Annotated in this window: 19 protein-coding genes; 15 read left to right on the plus strand and 4 right to left on the minus strand. The window is 65.6% G+C overall.

Going from position 1 to position 19439, the window contains the following annotated elements; all coding sequences use genetic code 11:
- Positions 1-847: 847 nt before the first annotated feature.
- From E1281_RS15180 to E1281_RS15210, 7 genes are all read left to right on the plus strand, one after another.
- The gene (locus tag E1281_RS15180) at positions 848-2218 is read left to right on the plus strand and encodes a site-specific integrase (RefSeq protein ID WP_243716975.1); all 1371 of its coding nucleotides are present in this window, start codon (positions 848-850) and stop codon (positions 2216-2218) included.
- A gap of 207 nt (positions 2219-2425) precedes the next feature.
- Positions 2426-3415, plus strand: coding sequence for a hypothetical protein (locus E1281_RS41895; protein WP_243716977.1), 990 nt, complete (start codon positions 2426-2428; stop codon positions 3413-3415).
- Positions 3412-4116, plus strand: coding sequence for a hypothetical protein (locus E1281_RS15190; RefSeq protein WP_207943293.1), 705 nt, complete (start codon positions 3412-3414; stop codon positions 4114-4116). The genes E1281_RS41895 and E1281_RS15190 overlap by 4 nt, the downstream gene beginning before the upstream one ends.
- Before the next feature lie 207 nt (positions 4117-4323).
- Positions 4324-4635 (plus strand): calcium-binding protein, encoded by a 312-nt coding sequence (locus E1281_RS15195; protein WP_131878584.1) that lies wholly within the window; start codon positions 4324-4326, stop codon positions 4633-4635.
- A gap of 12 nt (positions 4636-4647) precedes the next feature.
- Positions 4648-5823, plus strand: coding sequence for a hypothetical protein (locus E1281_RS15200; protein ID WP_131878586.1), 1176 nt, complete (start codon positions 4648-4650; stop codon positions 5821-5823).
- 60 nt (positions 5824-5883) lie between these two features.
- The gene (locus tag E1281_RS15205; RefSeq protein WP_131878588.1) at positions 5884-6345 is read left to right on the plus strand and encodes an NUDIX domain-containing protein; all 462 of its coding nucleotides are present in this window, start codon (positions 5884-5886) and stop codon (positions 6343-6345) included.
- Positions 6346-6493: 148 nt separating this feature from the next.
- Entirely contained in the window at positions 6494-7108 is a 615-nt protein-coding gene (locus E1281_RS15210) for a hypothetical protein (protein WP_243716978.1), read from the plus strand.
- Between the two features lie 178 nt (positions 7109-7286).
- On the opposite strand, the gene E1281_RS15215 is transcribed toward E1281_RS15210, so the two are convergent.
- Positions 7287-7766: an NUDIX hydrolase gene (locus E1281_RS15215; protein ID WP_279433616.1), complete on the minus strand. Its 480-nt coding sequence runs from the start codon at positions 7764-7766 to the stop codon at positions 7287-7289.
- Positions 7767-8257: 491 nt separating this feature from the next.
- Here E1281_RS15215 and hisS point away from each other — a divergent pair, with 491 nt between their 5' ends.
- Both hisS and E1281_RS15225 read left to right on the plus strand, forming a co-directional pair.
- A complete protein-coding gene (gene hisS / locus E1281_RS15220; RefSeq protein WP_131878591.1) occupies positions 8258-9580 on the plus strand; it encodes a histidine--tRNA ligase in 1323 nt (440 codons plus the stop codon).
- 20 nt (positions 9581-9600) lie between these two features.
- Positions 9601-10212: a hypothetical protein gene (locus E1281_RS15225; protein WP_131878593.1), complete on the plus strand. Its 612-nt coding sequence runs from the start codon at positions 9601-9603 to the stop codon at positions 10210-10212.
- Between the two features lie 80 nt (positions 10213-10292).
- On the opposite strand, the gene E1281_RS15230 is transcribed toward E1281_RS15225, so the two are convergent.
- Together E1281_RS15230 and E1281_RS15235 are read right to left on the minus strand one after the other, a co-directional pair.
- Positions 10293-10517, minus strand: a complete 225-nt coding sequence (locus tag E1281_RS15230; protein WP_131878595.1) for a DUF397 domain-containing protein — start codon at positions 10515-10517, stop codon at positions 10293-10295.
- A complete protein-coding gene (locus E1281_RS15235) occupies positions 10510-11358 on the minus strand; it encodes a helix-turn-helix transcriptional regulator (RefSeq protein WP_131878597.1) in 849 nt (282 codons plus the stop codon). The genes E1281_RS15230 and E1281_RS15235 overlap by 8 nt, the downstream gene beginning before the upstream one ends.
- A 307-nt stretch (positions 11359-11665) precedes the next feature.
- On the opposite strand from E1281_RS15235, the gene E1281_RS15240 reads away from it, so the two are divergent.
- From E1281_RS15240 to E1281_RS15265, 6 genes are all read left to right on the plus strand, one after another.
- Positions 11666-12235 (plus strand): ATP-binding protein, encoded by a 570-nt coding sequence (locus tag E1281_RS15240; RefSeq protein WP_131878599.1) that lies wholly within the window; start codon positions 11666-11668, stop codon positions 12233-12235.
- Positions 12236-12407: 172 nt separating this feature from the next.
- Positions 12408-12887 (plus strand): hypothetical protein, encoded by a 480-nt coding sequence (locus tag E1281_RS15245; RefSeq protein ID WP_131878601.1) that lies wholly within the window; start codon positions 12408-12410, stop codon positions 12885-12887.
- Positions 12888-13568: 681 nt separating this feature from the next.
- Positions 13569-13901, plus strand: coding sequence for a plasmid mobilization relaxosome protein MobC (gene mobC, locus E1281_RS15250; protein WP_165958941.1), 333 nt, complete (start codon positions 13569-13571; stop codon positions 13899-13901).
- A complete protein-coding gene (locus E1281_RS15255) occupies positions 13898-15439 on the plus strand; it encodes a hypothetical protein (protein WP_131878605.1) in 1542 nt (513 codons plus the stop codon). The genes mobC and E1281_RS15255 overlap by 4 nt, the downstream gene beginning before the upstream one ends.
- Before the next feature lie 229 nt (positions 15440-15668).
- Positions 15669-16241, plus strand: coding sequence for a hypothetical protein (locus E1281_RS15260; protein ID WP_131878607.1), 573 nt, complete (start codon positions 15669-15671; stop codon positions 16239-16241).
- A gap of 11 nt (positions 16242-16252) precedes the next feature.
- A complete protein-coding gene (locus E1281_RS15265) occupies positions 16253-16453 on the plus strand; it encodes a helix-turn-helix domain-containing protein (protein ID WP_131878609.1) in 201 nt (66 codons plus the stop codon).
- A 166-nt stretch (positions 16454-16619) separates the two neighbouring features.
- Here the strand turns inward: E1281_RS15265 and E1281_RS15270 are convergent, their stop codons facing one another.
- On the minus strand, positions 16620-19436 hold the full coding sequence (locus E1281_RS15270; RefSeq protein WP_131878611.1) for a DUF499 domain-containing protein: 2817 nt from the start codon (positions 19434-19436) through the stop codon (positions 16620-16622).
- Positions 19437-19439 lie beyond the last annotated feature (3 nt).

Here is a 19439-nt window from a genome sequence, read left to right on the forward strand (position 1 = left end):
GTCGGGCCCAACGGCTGACTCGCCGCCGAAAACGAAGCGTCGGTTGGGTCGCGGAGCGACCCAACCGACCTCACGAAAGATCGAGGCTAACTCACACGACGTGCCGACGAGCAGAGGGATGACCGCCGCGATCGTCTTCGTCTGATCCCTCATGCGGGTGCAGCGAGGGGGCGTCACATGGGACGCGCCACGCCCAACCGGTGGATTACCTCTGGTTGCCGGGTGTCATCATCCGGCCACGGTTAAAGGACGAAGATTGAGCCGACACTCGACTCCCACCGCTCTTCCGCCAACATGCCGCACCCGTTTCCGCAGCGGCCAGGCCGACGCCGGCCGCCGCAGTGTCGGTGACGCCGCGTCGCCAGACCGACACTGGAACCGGTGACAGCCGAGACCGCGCCCCGGCCACGCGCACACGACCCCACCTCAGCAGGCGTCCGTCCACGCCCAAGTCGCATCCCTATCCGGTTCGACGAGCCATCCACCGGTGAACCCTGAAATACGTGACTGAACGCACGGGGCAACTACGCGAGTTCTGGACGAGTTTCTGAGCGGCCCAGGAAAAACGAGAAGTGGGACGATCTGAAAGATCGTCCCAAGGATTCCCGCAGGAGAAACCCTGCCTCCTATGTCAGACCCCAAAGGGAGCCTGGGCTGGCAATTCTGTCGGGGTGGCGGGATTTGAACCCACGGCCTCTTTGTCCCGAAGGACGTATTGTACGTTTTCTGCGGCTCGCAGAAAACGCTGGATTTCGATAAAATCCCAGGTAGATGGCCTGTTCGGCTGCCAGCGCGTGATCTTCAGGGTCACGCCATCACTCGCAGTCCGGGGTCAAACGAGGGTCAGATGATCAAGCCTGGGGGCGGGAAATCCATGGGGCAGACACGCAAGAGAGTGGGTAAGGACGGCAAGCCTCGCTACACGGCCTACTACGACGACACTCGCAGCCAGCGAAGGTCTGCCGGAACCTTTGCGAGCAAGAAAGAAGCGGACAAAGCATGGCAGCGCGCCGAAGTGAAGGTCTCGGAAGGTAGAACCGGAGAACCTGCCCGCGGAAGGCAGCGATTCAGAGACTACGTCGAAAACACCTGGCTCCCGAACCACGAGATGGAGGCCAGCACCCGGGAGGGCTACACCTACGCCATCTACAAGCACCTCATGCCGGAGTTCGGCGGCATGCGGATGGTCGACATCCTCCCCGAGCACGTCCGAGCCTGGATCGCCAAGCTCAAGAACCAGGGCATGAAACCCGTGACCATCCAGTGCAACAAGATCATCCTCAGTGCCATCTTCACCACGGCACTGGACGACCAGGTCACCTACCTACACCCATGTCGCGGGGTGAAGTCTCCGCCCATCGCGCGCAAGCCTCTCCAGATCGTCACGCCTGAGCAGTTCGACGACGTCTACAACGCCCTCCCCGAGGGCACCTTCCGCCTCCTCGCCGAAACCGAGATCGAGAGCGGCCTCCGCTGGGGCGAACTCAGCGAACTGCGTCCCAAGGACCTCAACCTCAAGACGCGCATCCTCACGGTCAGCCGCACGGTCGTGGAGCTGAACCCAAAGTTCCACCCGGAAGGCGGCCACTTCCTGGTCAAGGACTACCCGAAGGACAAGGAGTACCGCCGCTTCAAGCTCAGCGCCCAGATGACCGAGAAGCTCGAAGAGCACATCAGGGCCGCGCGCCTCACCCGAGACGACCTCTTCTTCCACATGCCGCCCCAAGACAAGCCCCGAGCCCGAATCACCGAGATCCCAGACCCGGAGACACTCGGCCGAACCGAACCCAACGAGAAAGGCCGCACCTACAACCACGGCACTCTCAGCGGCTACACCGCCGGGCGCTGCCGCTGCGACTACTGCCGAGGCGCCTTCTCCCTCTACCGAGCCGCCCGCCGCGCCAACGGCAAGGACAACCCGCGCCCTCTCCGCACGCGCATGACGGACGGCCACATCCCCAACGACTGGTTCCGCCGCAACATCTGGAACCCAGCCATCGCCGCCGCAGGCCTCGACTTCAGGCCCACCATGCGAGACCTACGCCACGCCCACGCCTCCTGGCTCCTCAACGGCGGCGCCGACCTCCAGATAGTCAAAGAACGCCTCGGCCACGCCTCCATCGCCACCACAGAGCGCTACCTACACACCCTCCCCGACGCCGACGAGACGGCCCTAGAGGCCCTAGCCAGAACCCGCAGTCGCTCAAACGCACGATAGAGGGAGCCTGGCGGAGGGGCCCGCCATACCGGCCCTCCCTCGGGTCAAACGCTCCCGATGGTTGGCGATTACGGGTCTGCGCTGGCTGCGCCCTCGCTGCGGGACCGCCGAGGTCGAAGCCGACGGTCACAACGATTCGGGAGATGAGGTCTCCGGTAGCGGAGCCGACGACATCATGGCACCTTGACACTACGTCGAATGGAATGCGTGCTGATCTGGGAGTGCCGTCACGTTTGGGGGCGGGGCATCGTGCCGAGTGAGCGCGGACGGGCCGACTGGGCTCGTCTCGGGAAGTTCTTGACCGCTCGCCCAGAGAACGAGGATGCTGTCGGCCTGTCATGGGACGAGCTGTCGCAGATCGTGGGAGGCACCCCTGACTCGGCGGCACAGCATTATCCGCAGTGGTGGCATGGCGATCGGTCACACGTCCGCGTCTGGCGGGCCGCAGGTTACACGGCGACTCAGATCCAGCCCGGACGGTCGGTGACCTTTCGGCGAACGGGAACCAGCGACTCGACGAATCGTAACGCCGATCGACGGCGGGAGAACGCCTTGTCACCGGATGACGGCGTGCAAATGCTGCAGAGGTTCATCGGCAGCGAGACTCTTCTGCTGATTCCCTGCTCGAAGACGAAGAGAACTGGCGGAGACTCAGAGAACTGGGAATCGGTACCGTGGCCTTCCGCGCTTCTCGCGGCACGGCGGCAGAATCGTGCAGTAGCGAACGTGGATGAACGACGTTTGATGCCTGCCTGGCGTCGCTACGATGGCGGCTTCTATGCAACCGCTGGAGACGGGCTGCGAGAAGCTGTGGCTCGGGAAGCACCCCTGCTCATTCTCAGCGGTGGGTACGGGCTGTTGCGCCCGGAGGAACCGATCGGGGATTACAACAAGATCATGCGCTTGTCGGACTGGCCGGCTGGCCTTCTCGAAGATCTGCTGATCGGCGAAGCCATACGTCGCAACGTATCGTCGATCGTAGCTTTCGCAGCTAGTAGCTCTGACTACGCGAAGCTCGTACGGCGCACGTCCTGGGAACAAGCCGGGGTCAACGCGTTCCTGGTGACCATCGAGGGCGCGGGGAAGGGAGCCTCGGGTAAGGTGCCGCGTCGGCTTGGAAAGGCCTTTACCTGCTTTTGGCAGGGGCATCCCGCCGATAGGTATCCGGAAGGCACGACGGTGGAGCGTCTGGGGTGAGCGTCATGCGAGAAGATCGTCGACTGGCTATTGACCGGTTCTACGCCATACTTGATGAGTTGGCCGAACGGCTCGGCGGACCGAGGCTGCTTAAGGATTGCACCCGGGCCGACGGGTGGCCGCAGTACGGTGTGGAGTTCTTCCTCGAAGACGGCCAGGTTCGATCAGGGGAGAATCGACTTCGAGTTGTGCGCGTGGGCAGCCACGCGTTGAGGGCCACATCGCGGGCAACCTTCTGGACCAGGCTCGCCCAACACCGAGGTCCAGTGAGCGGCAGCAAAGCAGGTGTGGGCAACCATCGCGGCTCAATATTTCGGCAGCACGTCGGCAGCGCGCTGCTGCAGACCGGCCAATGGCCGGCAGAGGTGCAGATGTCCTGGGGCCAGAGGAAGGTGAGCCCTGCGCAGCGGGAAGCCGAGTATCTGCTTGAGCGAGCTGTAAGCGACCGCATCGGCGCTATGCCGCTACTTTGGCTCGAAGTGCCCGATCGCGAACAACGCATATCCATACGAGCCAACTCGATCGCCCTCCTCTCCCGCTGCACTGGCGGAACCCACCCGATCAGCCCCGGCTGGCTCGGCCTGGACGCAGGAAACGAAAATGTTCGCAGATCCGGCTTGTGGAATAGCGAGCATGTGGACGACCCCTACGACCCCGCTTTCCTGGATGTCATGGAGGCTCACTTGAAGATGGGTCTGTGAGCGCGGTGCCGACTCCGATGCTCAGAAACACCTATGAGCCGGTGGCGGAGGCGGGGTATCGGGCGCCTGGCCCACGCGAGTGAAGAGCCCACGACCGGGCTGTTGTGGACAGCCAGGCATCCGAGCCGACCGGTGCCACCCCATTGATCGCTGGCTCGTACGAACGAAGTCTCACATCGTCCGTGTGGCCTCACTACGCTGACCAGAGTGACAAGCCTGAGCGATGCCGAACTGGACGCCCTGGTGGAGCAGGCCATCGTCGACGCCTACGACGAGCGTGAGCAACACGCCGCGTTCCATGCCCTATTGGAAGAGCACTTGATCATGCCCTTCCAGACCAGTGTCCTCGGGGTCCAGGTGACCGTCACGAAGATTGATACTTCTCCCGGTGGCGAGATCGTTGGGATTTGCACCCGCGGCAAGCATCGGCAGGCCATCGGGATCCTGAGTCTGCCGCTTCCAACGCCACGTCCGGTAGGCGCCGAATGGATCGACGCCTACCGACACTGGGCCTGCTGACGACGAGCGAAGATGAGCGAATACCAGTACTACGAGTTCCTGGCCGTCGACCAGCCCCTGGACGAGCGGCAGCAGGCCGAAGTCCGCGCACTGTCATCGCGGGCACGGATCACCGCCACCAGTTTCACCAACGAATACCACTGGGGTGATTTCCGGGGTAGTCCGCGGACGATGATGCGGCGCTACTACGACGCCCACCTGTACGTCACCAACTGGGGGACCCACCAGGTGATGCTTCGCCTTCCCCGCACGCTGCTCCCCCTCAAGGTCGCTGAGCGGTACTGCATCGATCCCTACGTCACCGCAGAGGTTTCCGGCAAGCACCTCATCCTCGACCTGACCAGCCAGGACGAGGGCGGAGACTGGATCGAGGGCGCCGACGACTCCCTGTCGGCGATCATCGGAGTCCGCACCGAACTCGCCGCCGGGGACCTGCGCCCGCTCTACCTCGCCTGGCTCGCGGCCTACGGAACCTGGGAACGCGACGAGGACGCCTTCGACCAGGACGAGGACGACGAACTCGAACCACCGGTACCCGCAGGGCTGCGTTCCCTCACCGCCCCTCAGCGCGCTCTCGCCGATTTCCTCCGCCTCGACTCCGACCTGCTCTACGTCGCCGCCCAGACGAGTCCGCCCCTGGCCGAGGCCAAGGACGACCCCGGCCGGCTCGCCAAGTGGATCGAAGAACTGCCCATGAAGGAGGGGCGGGCTCTCCTCCTCCGAGTCGCGCAGGGCCAGGGGCCCCAGGTCCAGATGGAGCTGCTCCGCCGTTTCCGCGGCGAACCCGACGCCGAGAGGGACGACCGTCCCCGGCGCACTGTGGCCGAGCTGCTGGACACCGCCGCCGAACTCCGCCACGAGCGTGAACGCAAAGCTGAGGCGGCACGCGCGGAGCAGGAGGCCCGCCGCGAGCAACAGCGTGCGGCGGCCCGCGAGAGGAGACTCGACGCTATCGCCCGCGACCCGGAAGTCACCTGGGCGCGGGTCGACGAATTGATCGATGCCCGCAAACCGTCCGACTACGACGTGGCCGTCGAACTCCTGAAGGACCTGCAGGTCATCGCCGACCGGGCCGGCCTCCTCCGGGAGTTCGCCGCACGGTTCACTCACCTGCGCCGAAAGCATCACCGCAAACCGAGCCTTATCGACCGCTTCGACCGTGCCGCCCTGCCAGCGGCACGGTCATGACCACCACGCCGCCGTCGTGAACACCCTCGCATCGCTCCCTGGACGGGCTAACCTCCCAGCGTGACCACCGCATCGGGGCTCGACATTCGGCAATTGCATGCCGACGCCGACCGCGACGGCATCACCAAACTCGTGGTCGGCGCCATCGTCCATACCGATGGCCAGGTGCTCATACTGCGCCGCTCAGTTGAGGACACGTTCATGGCCGGCATCGAAGAACTCCCCTCAGGCGGCGTCGAGCCCGGCGAGAGTCTGTACACCGCACTGGAACGCGAACTCGGCGAGGAAATCGGCTGGGCCGGACCACTCATCCTCGATCCTGGGTTCGTCGCCCGCTTTGACTACATCTCCGGCTCTGGCCGCAGAGCCCGTCAATACACGTTCGGCGCACCTCACCAAGGTCAGCCCATCGTCCTGAGCATCGAGCACACCGCCTACCGATGGCTCCACTCCACCGACCTGGCCGACTCCGACGTCACTGTCGAGACCGCTCGAGTAATTCGAGAGTGGATCGACTCTTGATCCGGTAGCAAGGCGGCACGGACGCGGCCTGGCCGAGTAGGGCCGTGTGAACATTGCTGCATTCCCGCCGACAACGGTCACTAGAGCAAGCCTGTGGGCTCATCTGCGGCGGTCTCTCTGTCAGTGGCATCGGGGATGCTGGCGGCTCATGTCACCGACGCAGGGGAGCCTCCAGTTGTCGATCCGTGTTGCCAGCCGACGCCGCGGGATGGCGTCGCTGACCGCCGCGTTCCCCGGTACGGAGATCATCGATGTGACCTCCAAGGCGCCGGAACCGTGGGTGCGGTTGAGTCCGTTCCACCCGCATGGCGGTATCCCGGTCCCCTACTGCGACGGTGTGACCAGCGAGTCCGTGGAAGGGATCTGGCAGGCCCTCAAGGTCTTCCAGAACTCCGATGTCGATCCCGCGAAGCTCAGGGTCACCGCCATGAAGGGGCTGAAGCGGACGGTGGGTCGATACGGCCCCGTTAAAGGTCACCGCACCGGGTTGCACGGCGACCGGCTACTGCCATATGAGACGGCCAGGCGCCGGATCTACCTGCCGGCCTACCGATGGGTCCTCGAACACCGGGTCGCTGATCTGGTCGAGCGGCTCCGCGACAAGGAGGATGTCGTCCTCCTGGACTACACCACCAACGGCAACGTCACCGATCCCGCCAGCCCGCTCTCCCACGCCGCGATCATCCAACTGCACATAGAAGGCCGTTGGCCCCGAGAAGGTGACACAGATGCTTCCGGCGGGGTCACTGATCAAATGCGGTGAAGTGACCTGGTGAGGGTGCGCCTGCCGGCGTATCGACCGCGTCGCCCTGCCCATGGCATCGTCGTGCCCGCCTCGCCGCCGTCGTGAGCAGCGGCGCGGCAGCCGCGTGACGAGGTCTTGCGTTTTCCAGGGCTCGAGCCAACCTCATCTGGACTCCGCCGTGCCGGTTACCACCGGGTCAGCTTCCCCGCTCAGGTGCGTTGCCGTGTTCGAGGTAGCGGGTGCTGCCGTTGCGGTGGGCGGCGTGGGCGTGGACGAGGCGGCGGGCGAGGCGCGGGATGGTCAGGTTGTGGATCTGGGCGATGTCGTGGAACTGGTAGCCGACCAGTTCGCTTGGATCCAGGCGGATGGCGTTGAGCTGGTCGGTGGTGAGGGCGCCGCCATCGAAGAGGAAGAGAACTTTGTCGCCTTCGGCCTCGTTTGGGGCCCAGTCGGCGACCAGTAGCCGTCCGATCTCTGGGTGGATGCCGAGTTCTTCAGCGACTTCGCGTTCCGCGGCTTGGCGCGGGGTCTCGCCGCGCTCTACGTAGCCGCCGGGGACGTCGCGGTAGTCCTTGTAGGAGGGGTCGACGAGCATGATGTGGTCGTGGTCGTTGAAGAACAGGACACCCGCCGCTGCGCGGGCGCGGGCGAAGGTTGTTGCCCGGTCATCGGTCACGAGACTTGAGAGTAGAAGAGTGGGCGGGACACGCGCGGCTTCTGGATCCGAAGCCGCCGATACCATGCACCATCGCCAGCTGCTGTCACACCTTGATGGCTGAGGTCGACGCGGTCTACGCCGACACCATTGCCCCACCGTAGGAGAGCGCCTTCTCCGTGCGCGCAATCACCGATGCCGGACGTCCCGCGACGAGCCCTCAACCCACATCGGGCCCGCCCAACGCAGGGGCACCTCGTGCGCCACGTCGATACAAAGGTCGACTACGTCAGCCGGTACAGCCTCGCTCGCTGCGGTGCGTCGGCGTCCACCCATGCTTTGACGCCTTGCAGGCTTCGAGGAGCGGCCCGCGCGGTTCGACCGGGAGGACGACCGGGCCGTCGATACGATCGGAGAAACGTTGGTCCCCTGGATATCGCGTCGTCCGGATGTGGACTGGTTCCCATGACTTGCCTTGTCTCGTTGCTCGGTTACGTTAGTCAGGAGTTCTCATGGCGTCACAGCAGTTCGAGCCCCCGTCGGGCACCCGGGACTTTCTCGCCGGTGCGCTGCGCACCCGCGAGCATGTCTTTGCGCAGATCCGCGAAGTGTTCGAGCGGTACGGGTTCGAGCCGTTGCAGACGCCGGCGTTCGAGCGACTGGAAACCCTGACCGGCAAGTACGGCGATGAGGGCGACAAGCTGATCTTCAAGATCCTGCGCCGCGGAGAGCACGAGGCCACCGGCGAAGCCGACCTGGCCCTGCGATACGACATGACCGTCCCGCTCGCGCGGGTCGTCGCCGGCTACGGGTCACAGCTCCCGACGCCCTACAAGCGGTACGCGATGGGACCCGTATGGCGGGCCGACCGCCCTGGGAAGGGCCGGTTTCGCGAGTTCGCGCAATGCGATGTGGACGTGGTCGGGTCAGCGTCCCCGCTTGCGGACGCCGAGGTGGTGTGCGCGCTGACCGATGCGCTGGATGCGGTCGGTGTACGTGACTACCGGGTGCTGGTGAACTCGCGTCAAGCGCTCTCTGGCCTGCTGGAGGTCTATGGCGTTCCCGCCGACCTCGGTGGCGGCGTTCTCATCACCCTCGACAAGCTCGACAAGCTGTCGCCGGAGAAGGTCGCGGCCGAGCTGGTGGACGCCCGGTCGCTGGCCCCCGGCATCGCCGAGGCTCTGGTCGGTGACTTGACGGCCGTCGATGCGGTGGAGCGGATGCAGACCGCCCTGAAGGACAGCGAGGCTGGACGCGCGGGTCTGGAGGAGATCGGCCATCTGCTGGAGCTGGCGTCACCGAAGGTGGGCGAAGATCGGATCGCGTTCACACCGAGTCTCGTCCGAGGCCTGGACTACTACACCGGTATCATCTTCGAGGTGGTCGCCGAGGGAATGCCGGGGTCGATTGCCAGCGGCGGACGCTATGACAGGCTGATCGCCGCGCTCGGGGGGCCAGACGTGTCGGCCTGCGGCGGATCCCTGGGCGTCGAACGGATCATCGGCCTGCTCAGCGATGATCAGGGCGATGCGCACAGGATCGATGTCGCCGTCACATTGATCGCCGAAGATACCGCGTCCGAAGTCATGGGCTTCGCCGCGCAGCTGCGGGATTCGGGTCTGCGGACCGAGGTGTATCTGGCCGCCAGTCGCAAACTGGCCAAGCAGCTGAAGTGGGCCGCTGACCGGAAGGCCCGTTTTGCGCTGATCTACGGGGCGTCCGACAAGGACGCCGGGGTGATCACGGTCCGGGACATGGACACGGGGGAGCAGGCCCAGGTCCCGACCGGCGAGCTTGCCGCACACCTCACCGGGAGGTGTGCGCCGTCGAGGTAACTCCATGATTGGAGCCGTGGATGGGTGTGCAAGGCGATCGCATCTTCGCCGCGATCAAGCAGAAGGGGTTCCCCGACCCCTGGTCGGCCTTCGGGGAGTGCCTGTCGTGGGAATCGGCCTACGCGGTCCAGCTCAAGCAGGCCATCGACCAAGCGCGTAAGGGCCCCGACGAGCAACTCAGCCTGAGCGTCTCCGAGCTGTTCGCCGGCAAGACCCGCAACCTCGTCAACGCCCGCAAGCTCCTTGATGACGTGCTCATCGAGTACGACCAGAACGGCATGTGGCGGGTCCTGGACGAGCGCGCCGCACGTCTGGACATCGACGACGTCTCCGAGCGCTGGGCTCGGGGTCTGGTCGAGCACCCGTTCCCCATCGCGCTGCTGTCGCTCCAGTTCAACTGGCGCTACATGAAGGAGTACGGCGTCCGAGCCTTCTACGAGATGACCGCGCGCTACGTGGACGACCTCAGCGCCAACACCCGCCGGTGGGCCGATGCATGGGCCACCGAGGCGGCATCTGGCGTCATCGACCACGTGACCACCGTTGAGTGTGACCTCGCGTCCGAGGAAGCGCCCATGCACTGCGACATCTGCAAGAAGACCATCACCGCCCTCCTCTACCTGGACGATTAACCGTCCGCATGGTCCCTCCGCTGCCGCAGCGGAGGGATCACAGTGCTTGCGGGAGCGCGGAAGCGGCCTTCTGGGCCGGCTCACCTCCGGTCGAAAGTGCCAGCCTTGATCTGATGCCTGAAAGTCCGCCAGGCCCGACCTTCGAGGACAAGCTTGGGACCTTCCGGATCCTTGGAGTCCCGCACGGCCGCATAACCGCGGCCTTGAAAGGCGACCTCAGAGGCCGAGATGGTGACTTCTACGCAGTTCTCACCGCTGGTGCTGTAGGAGGAGCGACGCCACGCGAGGCGGGGGTCCTCACCCATCCGTGATCTCCCTTGCAGCACGCTCGATGCGTGCTTCCGACTCGTCCGGAGACATGGCCATTTCGGATAGTTCGTCGAAGACCACCCTACGACGGGTGACGTCGTCTTCGGACTCCAGGTAGATGTCACCGCCCGGGGTCTCCAGATAGGCGATGTCGGGGTCGATACCGACCTCGAAGCTCAGGACGACGAAACCACCGTTGAGGCCGGGATGCCGTCCCCGATGGAACGGAAGTACCCGCAGTTCCACGTGCGGACGGCGGGAGTCGGTGAGTAGGGAGTCGAACTGGGCCCGCATGGTCTCGGCGCTGCCCATCCGGCGGTGCAGGATCGCCTCGTCGAGAACCACGTGAAGCTCGGGGGCGTTGGGGCGGCTCAGGATGGATCGTCTTGTCATGCGCGCGGCGACACGGCGCTCGATGTCCGCAGCTTTACAGGTAAAGGCCATCACGACCTCCCGTGCGTAGTCGGGGGTCTGGAGTAGGCCGGGTACGACCTGGGGTTGCCATTCGCGGATCTGGGATGCCTCGTCCTCCAGCGAGAGGTACGTGCCGGCGAAGATGTCGCGGTAGGCCGTCCACCAGCCGCGCTTCCAGGCGTCCTTGGCGAGTTGCAGCAGGGCTTCGCGTTGGGGGCTGGGGACGCCGTAGAGATCCATCGCCGCATTGAGGTCGTTGCTGCTGGCCTTGGTGAGGGCCCGTTCGATCCGCATGACCTTCTGGCGGCTCCAGCCCAGCCGCTGGGCGGCGTCCTCGGGACGCAGATCGGCACGCTCACGTAGTTCGCGCAGCTCTCTGGCGAGACGGCGACCACGAACCGTTGGACTGTGTGGCTGGACCATGAGCGGCAGTCTGCCTTCCTCGGGGTGCCAAGAGCAGGGCCTTGCAGCAACTTCTCAAGCGAAAACTGTCGAAGTCATTGTGATCATGAACTGTACAGAGTCACTATGGCACGGCAACGCACTGCGATCGATAGATCACAGTGTGCGAGACGGCGGCAAGACGGCCCGAGTCCACGGCCGACGAGCTTGATAGAGCTGGTCGGGGCGCGGTCGCGGCAGCCGTTGCGTCGGCGGTCATCGCGCGGCCGGGCCATGGATTGGAGACCTTGCCCGGCCGCGCGTCCTCACCCTCGAAAGGGAGGTATGGATGAGGATAGCTCTGAGTGCGCTGGCAGCGCCCTATCTCCAGATCGCCGAGGGGCCTTCGCTGCCCCTCGGGACGGCGGGTGGCGACACCTTGTCCGTCGTGCCGGACACGGACGGCGCGTTGGTCGCCTCGAGTACGTCAACCCCGCGCCAGGCCACCGCTGACGGAACAAACGCCGAGGGCGACTGGGACGGTCACGTATGGCACGTTGACGTCCCGGGCGTGCCCGACGCGGTGTCTTTGCTGCGTCGTTGGGTTCGGCTGCTGCTGGTTGACGACGCGGTACTGACCGAGGCGTTCGAGTTGATCGTCAGCGAGTATGGCACGAACGCGCTGTGGCACTCGGCCAGTGGGATGCCCGGCGGTCGGATGAGGGTCGAACTTTGCATCGGCCGACAGCAGACGCGCCTCACGGTCTTGGACGATGGACCCGTCCCGGTTCGTGGTGATGAGCAAGCCGACCCCGCTGAGCATGGACGCGGATTGATCCTGGCGGACGCCTACGCCGACGAGACCGGTCAGTACGACTGCGCCGACGGCCACGCCGTGTGGGCCCTGATCAACCGCTGAGACCGGGACGCGCACTGCACCCCATGGTGCGCGTCCTTTGCCGGCCATCCCCCGGCCGGCCCGTCGTGCGGTCGGTGGCTGATTCCCCCCGGAATTCACCGGCCGCACGACACCCATGAGCCATCCATCACCTGACGAGCGCGCTTGCCGCGTTCGCTCTGGAGGTGACGTCATGACCTTCCATGAGCACGCCCTCCGCCCCAGCGACTTCTCCATACCGCCTGTCGCTACGTGGAACCGGGCACTGGCGGGAGAAACCGATCTCGACCAGGCCGTGGAGCTCCTGCGGCGGCGCTACCCTCATCTGTGCATCTATTGGGGCGAATACACCGGCTCTCTTTGGGCCTTGTTGCCTGATCAGCTGGTCGAGGCGAAGACCGCCTTTGACCTCGCCAGACGCCTCGATGCGATCCTGGAGCGCTCCAAGACCTGGAGTGTCGGAGACCGCCATGTCCAGCGCGAGAGACCGGCCTCTCGGGCAGCGGACGGGACCTGGGCCATGCCGGAAAAGAAGGCGCCTTCCACGGCAGGTCAGCCCCGACGCATCGCCTCGGCATCGCGCCGTCGGCGTAGCAGCCTCCTCCGTCGCGTCCTGGTGAGTTGCCATCGCATCCTGACAGGACAATCGAGAGTGGCACCTCACCCCTACTGAAGCGCCGCCAGGAGGCGGCGGCTTCTTGACCCCTCGGAGCCGTGACCAGGCCTACGGCTGACATGCCGTGGGTGAGGTAGAGGGCCGTGACCAGGAGGAACGGCCAAGACGGCTAACAGGAACCCGGCCTCCTCAAGGCTTTGCGTGACTCGATCGCCTTCGGGCTTGAGGTTAAGGGCATCGCAGGTAGCACCCTCCGACTCCGCTGGCCGCCATCGGGTACCGGAACCCGTACTACTCGGCGTCTCGGTCGACCGTCATGGCGATGAAATCTACCGAATCCGGGGACGCATTCCTGCTTGCTGTTCACCAGAGTACAAACGTCGGCGAGTTGAACGGCGCTTTTTATTTAAGGAGAGCTAACCTATTAGCGGCCTCGCGGTGAGCTAAATTGACCATAACTCTGCGGTCCGCCCCGACCCGCCGCAACAGCATAAGAGATGGAGAGTCACGCGCTGGCACATTTGACCGCTGCAATGATTAGAGGCTGCAAGGTAGGACCGTGTCGCGACACGTTGTGGATTCATGGAAATCCACCGCGCACACTCATGCGGTGCGGGACCGGGCGCGGTCCTGAACGAGTCGATCGGAGGTGGAGCGACGAGCGACGAACAGCTCAACCAACCACGCAAGCTCCAGCGACGTTCTCAGCTTGGCGGAGGGCGCCGGCGGGACCGGGAGATGAGGTTTCGAGTCAGCGACCAGGAGTACTCGGAAATACGTGCAGCAGCCCAACGAGCAGGAACCGCCTACGGAACATTCATCGTCCACACCGTACAGGCTGCCACCCGGCAGAACAGATTGGGACAGCAGCCGACAGAAGAATTGTGTGAAGAACTACGCGGCATCGCGCGACAATTGAACCGAATCGGAGTGAACCTCAATCAGCTGACGCGCATCGCGAACGCGACAGGACAGACGCCTCGCGAACTGACTGCTGCATTGTCGTACCTGGAGAACGTCCTCCGCAGAGTGGACGCCTCATCCGTCGAGATCGGTCGGCTTCTGCGTTGATCGGCAAAGTGACCCGCGGTCAGGACGTCGCAAGGCTGCTGTCCTACTTCTACGGCCCTGGCCGCCGCAACGAGCACGTCGATCCCCACATCGTCGCGGGTTTCAGACTCCCCATGGCCCTGGAACCTGGCACCGACGCCAGAGACGACTGGGACTTCCGCCACCTGGTCGGTGTCTTGACCTCCCCGCTCGACACCCTCCGGCACACGCCCCTGGCGTTACCAATCTGGCAGTGCTCGATCAGAGCGGACCCCACAGACCGAACCCTGTCGGACGACGAATGGGCCGACATCGCCGAGGAGGTGATGCACCAGACCGGGTTCGCGCCGCGGGGCGATGACGAAGCATGCCGCTGGATCGCAGTACGGCACGCCGACGACCACATCCACCTCGCTGTCGTCTTGGCCCGCGAGGACGGACGCAATCCCAACGTCCACCGCGACTACTACAAGGTCGCCAACGCCTGCCACATCGCCGAGGAACGCTACGGCCTCACCCGAACCGCGCCCGCCGACCGCACAGCCGCACCCCGACCGACCCGAGCCGAGACAGAACTCGCCCACCGTCAGAACTGGCCAGAGCCGCCTCGCACCACCCTCCGCCGGCACGTAGCCACCGCAGCCGCCGGAGCCGAAAACGAGGGCGACTTCTTCGCCGCGCTCGAGCATGCGGGAGTGCTGGTGAAGCTTCGCCATAGTGCCCGCACACCCGGGGAGATCACCGGTTACGCCGTTGCGCTCCCGCATCACAACAACCAACAGAACCAGCCAGTCTGGTTCTCCGGCGGAAAGCTCGCCGCCAACCTCACGCTCCCGAGACTCCGCAAGCGCTGGTCGGCGCCAGGGGAAGGCAACCGCTTCGACCGCCGGCCCTTCGGCGGGGTGGAACTGACCCACGAGGAGCGATCCGCTGCCTACCAGCAGGCCGCCCGAGCCACCGCGACTGGCACGTGGCAGATGCGCCATATCCAGGACCCGGCCGTCCGCGCCGACGTAGCTGCCGCGACCTCCGATGTCCTGCACGTGACTGCGGCCCTCACAGGCAATCGGGAACTCGCCCGTGCCGCCGACTTCTACGACCGTGCAGCTCGCGAGCCCTACGGACGCCAACCACCCCTGACTCCCTACGGCACGAACCTCCGTACAGCTGCCAGAGCACTGGCTCTATCCGGTATCCGAGGACAACGCGGTAACCGTCCCAGCCTCGTCGGCGTCCTATCCCACCTGGTCGTGCAGCTCGCCGCCCTGATCGAGGCGATCGCGGAGCACCGGCAGTTGCAGCAACGCGCTGCCCAGGCAGCTGCTGCCCGTAAGGCTGCCGCTCAGCTCGGCAGACTCAGCCGACCAGCTCCGCGGCCACCTTCTCCAACGCTGCCACGGACACCACCGAACTACACGGCGGAGCAGAACGCGGCTCGCCTCGCCGCCACGGGCTTTCCAATACCCCTCAGCCACCAGCTCGCAGACAGCCCGTACCGAATCAGCGCGCCCACACCAACGCCCCCTGGCCCTCACCGCCGCCGTGGCCCATCGCGGTAACCCGATCACGCAAACCCCGGCGCCACGCCGTCATGGTCGTGGCGCCAAGATCAGCGCTTCTGCATACTAACGGAGCGTAAACAGCGCCAACGATGCGCAAGCAGCGCATGGCTGCGGCGTCCGCGCAGGTAAAGCTGCACCACCTCACGACCAACACGCAAGAGAGGCGAAGCCATGACCGACCACAGCCCCCATGCGGGCCTCCTCGTATCTACATGGACACATTCAAATGACCGACTACAGGCGGGCTCCCGCTGCCGCTCGTAACGACGACCAAACGGCGGACCTCGCGAGCAACCTCTACGAACACATCCGCCAGCTCAACTACGCCACGGCTGGCCCTCCGAGTCTCACCCTCCCCGGCACCGCGTACACCATCCTCGGCAACCTCAGCGTAGCCACCTATGGCCTCGATCAGGTGCTCGACCAGATCAACCGCTTCCTCCTCCGGGAGCTGCAAGCCGACCGTCTCGGTCACGGCCAGACCGAAGACCTCGCTGACGTCCTGAGCCGTCACGGCCAAGCTCTAGCCGAAGCCAGGCAGCACGCCCGAGCACTTTGTGCGGCCCTCAGCGAAGCCCAATCGGCCATCAACGCCATCCACTCCCGCGCTTCCCGCATACGCGAAGCGCCCCCAACCATCGAGGGCAAAACGCACTTGGACGACGCCGGCGTAGCAGCGGCGGCCAAGGACTTCCCCAGACCGATAACCGATCCGCCGCTCCCGCTCCTCGCACCGCCTCCTGACAGCGAGCGAAGCCGCTTCCTCCGTCCCCGCCGCGCGAACACTCCGGAGGCCTGAATATGAAGCCTATGACCCACGAGGAACTCGCAGCCCTCCCCACCACAACCACCATCGAGACCGCCGCCCGCGCCCTCGGCCTTGGCCGAACCCGCGCCTACCAACTGGCCCGCGACAACCGCTTCCCCTGCAAGGTCATCCGCATAGGCACCACCTACCGAGTCGTCACCGCCGATCTCCTGCACCTCATGTCCAGCAACGGCAGCCCGTAGCTCCGGCACAGTCGCGGGCGGCTGAGTCCAGCAGTGTACGGAATAGGCGACAGCTCCCTCAGGACGACCCTGGGAGAGCTGTCGTGCGCTGACGCACACAACAGACAAGCCGAACAGCATTTCCGGTACCGACACTCCGAGATCGGCCGCCGGTGTGTCCGCGACCTCACTGGTCGGGATCGTTCACCTGGTGCTCGACACCGATCTGACGAAGCCCCTCCTTGACCACCAGGTCCAGCGTGTGTGGCTCGAAAGCGACGTCGGCCTCGACCGCGATGACGAAGTCCACCACGACCTCGGCTCCCTCGGTGGCGAACGGCAGCACGGCCGTCTTGACGACGTCGCGGACCTTGTCAGCGGGCACACCCTGAACGTGCACGCTCAACCGGTGCGGCCCGGAAGGCGGCTCTGGTTCGGGGGACCCTCCACCCGGGGGCGGCGGCAAACCGGGCCCCGGGACGGGGCCGGGGCGCGGGTCTCCCCCTTCGGGCTCGTCTTCCGGTTCGGGTTCCGGCTGCGGGTTGCGCGCGTCTAGGAGCGCCTGTGCCGTCGCCGCTCGGACCAGCCAGGTGCCGTCCTGGAACTCGACCTCGCCGGGGTCCACGGACTCACCAAATCTGATCACAGCGTCGGGCGCGTCCCAGGAGGTGCCGGAGGCGAGCGCGAACAGCTTCTGCGCGGCGCCGTTGACCAGGCACGTACGCAGGACCTCTGGGGAGGACAGACGGGGCAATCGTGGAAAGCGGTGGAAGGCGTCCAGCAGGCGTCGTATCTCCACGGCCTCCTGGCCTTCGGGGAGCAGCGCGAACCGCGCGGACAGCAGCGCGCCCGGCGCCAGGCCGTCCAGCAGCCGGTCCCTGGCCCGGAGGAACTCGGTCACCTGGGCGACGATGGTCTTGCCCGCGGGAGCCGGGCCGAGATCGTCCTGATCGACCACCGTTCCGCCATTACCGTCCGTGCCACCCGCCAGCGATATCAGCTGCCGGTAGGCCATCACGACCTTGTGCGGCAGCCTGCCCTCGAAGGAGGCGATGCGCGTGAGCAGGTCCTCGCGCTGCTCGCCGTTGAACCTCCGGAGCCTGTGCGTGTCGTCGCGCAGGTCGCGCATCGCGGCGAGCGTGCGGGCCTCGTTCCTGGCCTTGTCCCAGAGGAACGCGTCTACGGCGACCAGCACGGCCGTGTTCTTGTTCGTCCGTCCCGCGGTTCCCCGTTCGGTGAGCACGGTTTTGGCGTGCGCCAGCGTCTCGGCCGTCTCGTTGCTCCCAATCCGGTATGTGCTGTCCAGCAACCCCAGCACGAGCCGCGGCTCGTCGGGCAGCTCCACGCTCTGCCGGACGTTTCGGACGACCTTCCATGGAGCCTGGTTCGGGGCCATCTTCTGCAGCATCTCGTCGAGCAACGCGGCCAGCACGTCGTCGGGGACGGCCGACTCCTTCTCGACGATGACCTTGTTGAGGTTCGGCTCGGTGGTGAACCGATAGCGCCCTCCCTCGTAGCGCATGTACCAGGCGGTGTTCTTGAGCGCGTCCCGCGCGTCCTTGATTACTCCATTGCTCAGGCCGGGTCGCCCGACACCGGTGATCATCTGGTGGTTGGTGGCGCCCGGGAACCGGTCGGAGCCGAAGGAGTTCAGGAATGCAGTGGTCGCCAGCCGCACGGCGACCCGGCCCGCCTCGGCTTCACCGCCCGCCCGCCTGTCGACCTGCGCGGCCTTGGAGTCCCCGCGGATGATGTCGGCGTTGAGAGCGGCCTTGAAGGACTCCCCGGAAATCTTTATGACCTCGGCCCGCACCCCCGCGTCATCCAGTGGGACGTCACCAGCCAGGATCAGCGGACCGCGGTGGCCGGCCTTCTTCAGCGCCTTGACAGTGTGGGCGAGGATGCGCAGCACGCCGCGGGTGCGCTGGAATCCTGACAGCGAGCCCCAGCGGTTGCTAAGCAGGTCGAGCAGCTCGGGATGGAACGGGTAGGCGGCCTTGATCCTTGAGTGGTATTCCGCCTCGCGAAAATGCCCCGGTACCGAGTCCCCCCACTGGTCGTAGTACGCGGAGAACGCATCGGCGGCGGCCGCGCGATCCGCTTCGGCCCCGACATGTTCGAACAACCGGGTATGCAGGATTGGGAACACGTCGTCGCCCTCGACGGGGGTGACCACATGCTCCACCCGGCCGATCGCCTTGGACACACGCTCGTGCATGTCTGTGCCGGTGACCGCCGCGTAGTCCTCGTTCCGGGACGAGGTGAGGGTTGCCACCAGACAGGCCGAGGGCGTGTTCGAGACCGCCGTGGACAGCTCCTTGAGCATGGTGAGCGTTGTGGCGGCCAGTGACCCCTCCACCGCGCGCATCTCCATAACCTTGGTCAGGTATTCGGTGGCCTCGTCCAACAGGATCAGGCAGGGTGCGTACTGCTTCAGCAGGCGCTGCAGTTGCAGGGTGGAGGTGGCGAGCAGCTTCTCGTCCTGTTCGCGGACGGCCTCGTAGGCCTCGGCCCCGCCCAGCCGCCAGGCCAGGTGGCCGAGCAGGGTGTGGACCACGGTGCCGTCCCGCATGGTCTCAGCGGTCGGGCCCAACCCGCCGCCGTCAAGGACGACGACCCTAGCCTTGGGCACCACGCCGCCCTTGAGGTGCTTCTTCAGGTCCCTTGCGAGGCCGGTGTGCTCGACCATCTCCGGCGAGCCGAACAGGTGGTAGGCACTGAGCAGGGTGTGCGTCTTACCCCCGCCGAATTCCGTCTGGAGTCGCTGCACCGCCGGGACCGTCGGCTCGCCTGCGAGCCGGCGACCAATCTCAACTAGCGCCGTACGCAGGTTGGCCGTCAGGTAGGTCTTGGACGCGAAGGTGACGGGGTCCCGGTACTCCTTCAGTCCCGCTCCCGCCGCCACCGTGCCCAGGTCGGCCGCGAACATCTCCTCAGAGAACGTGCCTTCGGCGATGTCGCGATGTGGCTTGACGACGTCCAACCACGGCTGCAACTCGACCATGAC

It is taken from the genome of Actinomadura sp. KC345 (genome assembly GCF_004348515.1).
GTDB lineage: Bacteria > Actinomycetota > Actinomycetes > Streptosporangiales > Streptosporangiaceae > Spirillospora.

What these genes read in the sequence shown, in the direction of transcription:
- E1281_RS15180 (WP_243716975.1), top strand. Translation starts at nt 848, where the DNA reads ATGATCAAGCCTGGGGGCGGGAAATCCATGGGGCAGACACGCAAGAGA.
- E1281_RS15200 (WP_131878586.1), top strand. Translation starts at nt 4,648, where the DNA reads ATGAGCGAATACCAGTACTACGAGTTCCTGGCCGTCGACCAGCCCCTG.
- E1281_RS15210 (WP_243716978.1), top strand. Translation starts at nt 6,494, where the DNA reads ATGTCACCGACGCAGGGGAGCCTCCAGTTGTCGATCCGTGTTGCCAGC.
- hisS (WP_131878591.1), top strand. Translation starts at nt 8,258, where the DNA reads ATGGCGTCACAGCAGTTCGAGCCCCCGTCGGGCACCCGGGACTTTCTC.
- E1281_RS15225 (WP_131878593.1), top strand. Translation starts at nt 9,601, where the DNA reads ATGGGTGTGCAAGGCGATCGCATCTTCGCCGCGATCAAGCAGAAGGGG.
- E1281_RS15230 (WP_131878595.1), bottom strand. Translation starts at nt 10,517, where the DNA reads ATGGGTGAGGACCCCCGCCTCGCGTGGCGTCGCTCCTCCTACAGCACC.
- E1281_RS15235 (WP_131878597.1), bottom strand. Translation starts at nt 11,358, where the DNA reads ATGGTCCAGCCACACAGTCCAACGGTTCGTGGTCGCCGTCTCGCCAGA.
- E1281_RS15240 (WP_131878599.1), top strand. Translation starts at nt 11,666, where the DNA reads ATGAGGATAGCTCTGAGTGCGCTGGCAGCGCCCTATCTCCAGATCGCC.
- E1281_RS15245 (WP_131878601.1), top strand. Translation starts at nt 12,408, where the DNA reads ATGACCTTCCATGAGCACGCCCTCCGCCCCAGCGACTTCTCCATACCG.
- mobC (WP_165958941.1), top strand. Translation starts at nt 13,569, where the DNA reads ATGAGGTTTCGAGTCAGCGACCAGGAGTACTCGGAAATACGTGCAGCA.
- E1281_RS15260 (WP_131878607.1), top strand. Translation starts at nt 15,669, where the DNA reads ATGACCGACTACAGGCGGGCTCCCGCTGCCGCTCGTAACGACGACCAA.
- E1281_RS15265 (WP_131878609.1), top strand. Translation starts at nt 16,253, where the DNA reads ATGACCCACGAGGAACTCGCAGCCCTCCCCACCACAACCACCATCGAG.
- E1281_RS15270 (WP_131878611.1), bottom strand. Translation starts at nt 19,436, where the DNA reads ATGGTCGAGTTGCAGCCGTGGTTGGACGTCGTCAAGCCACATCGCGAC.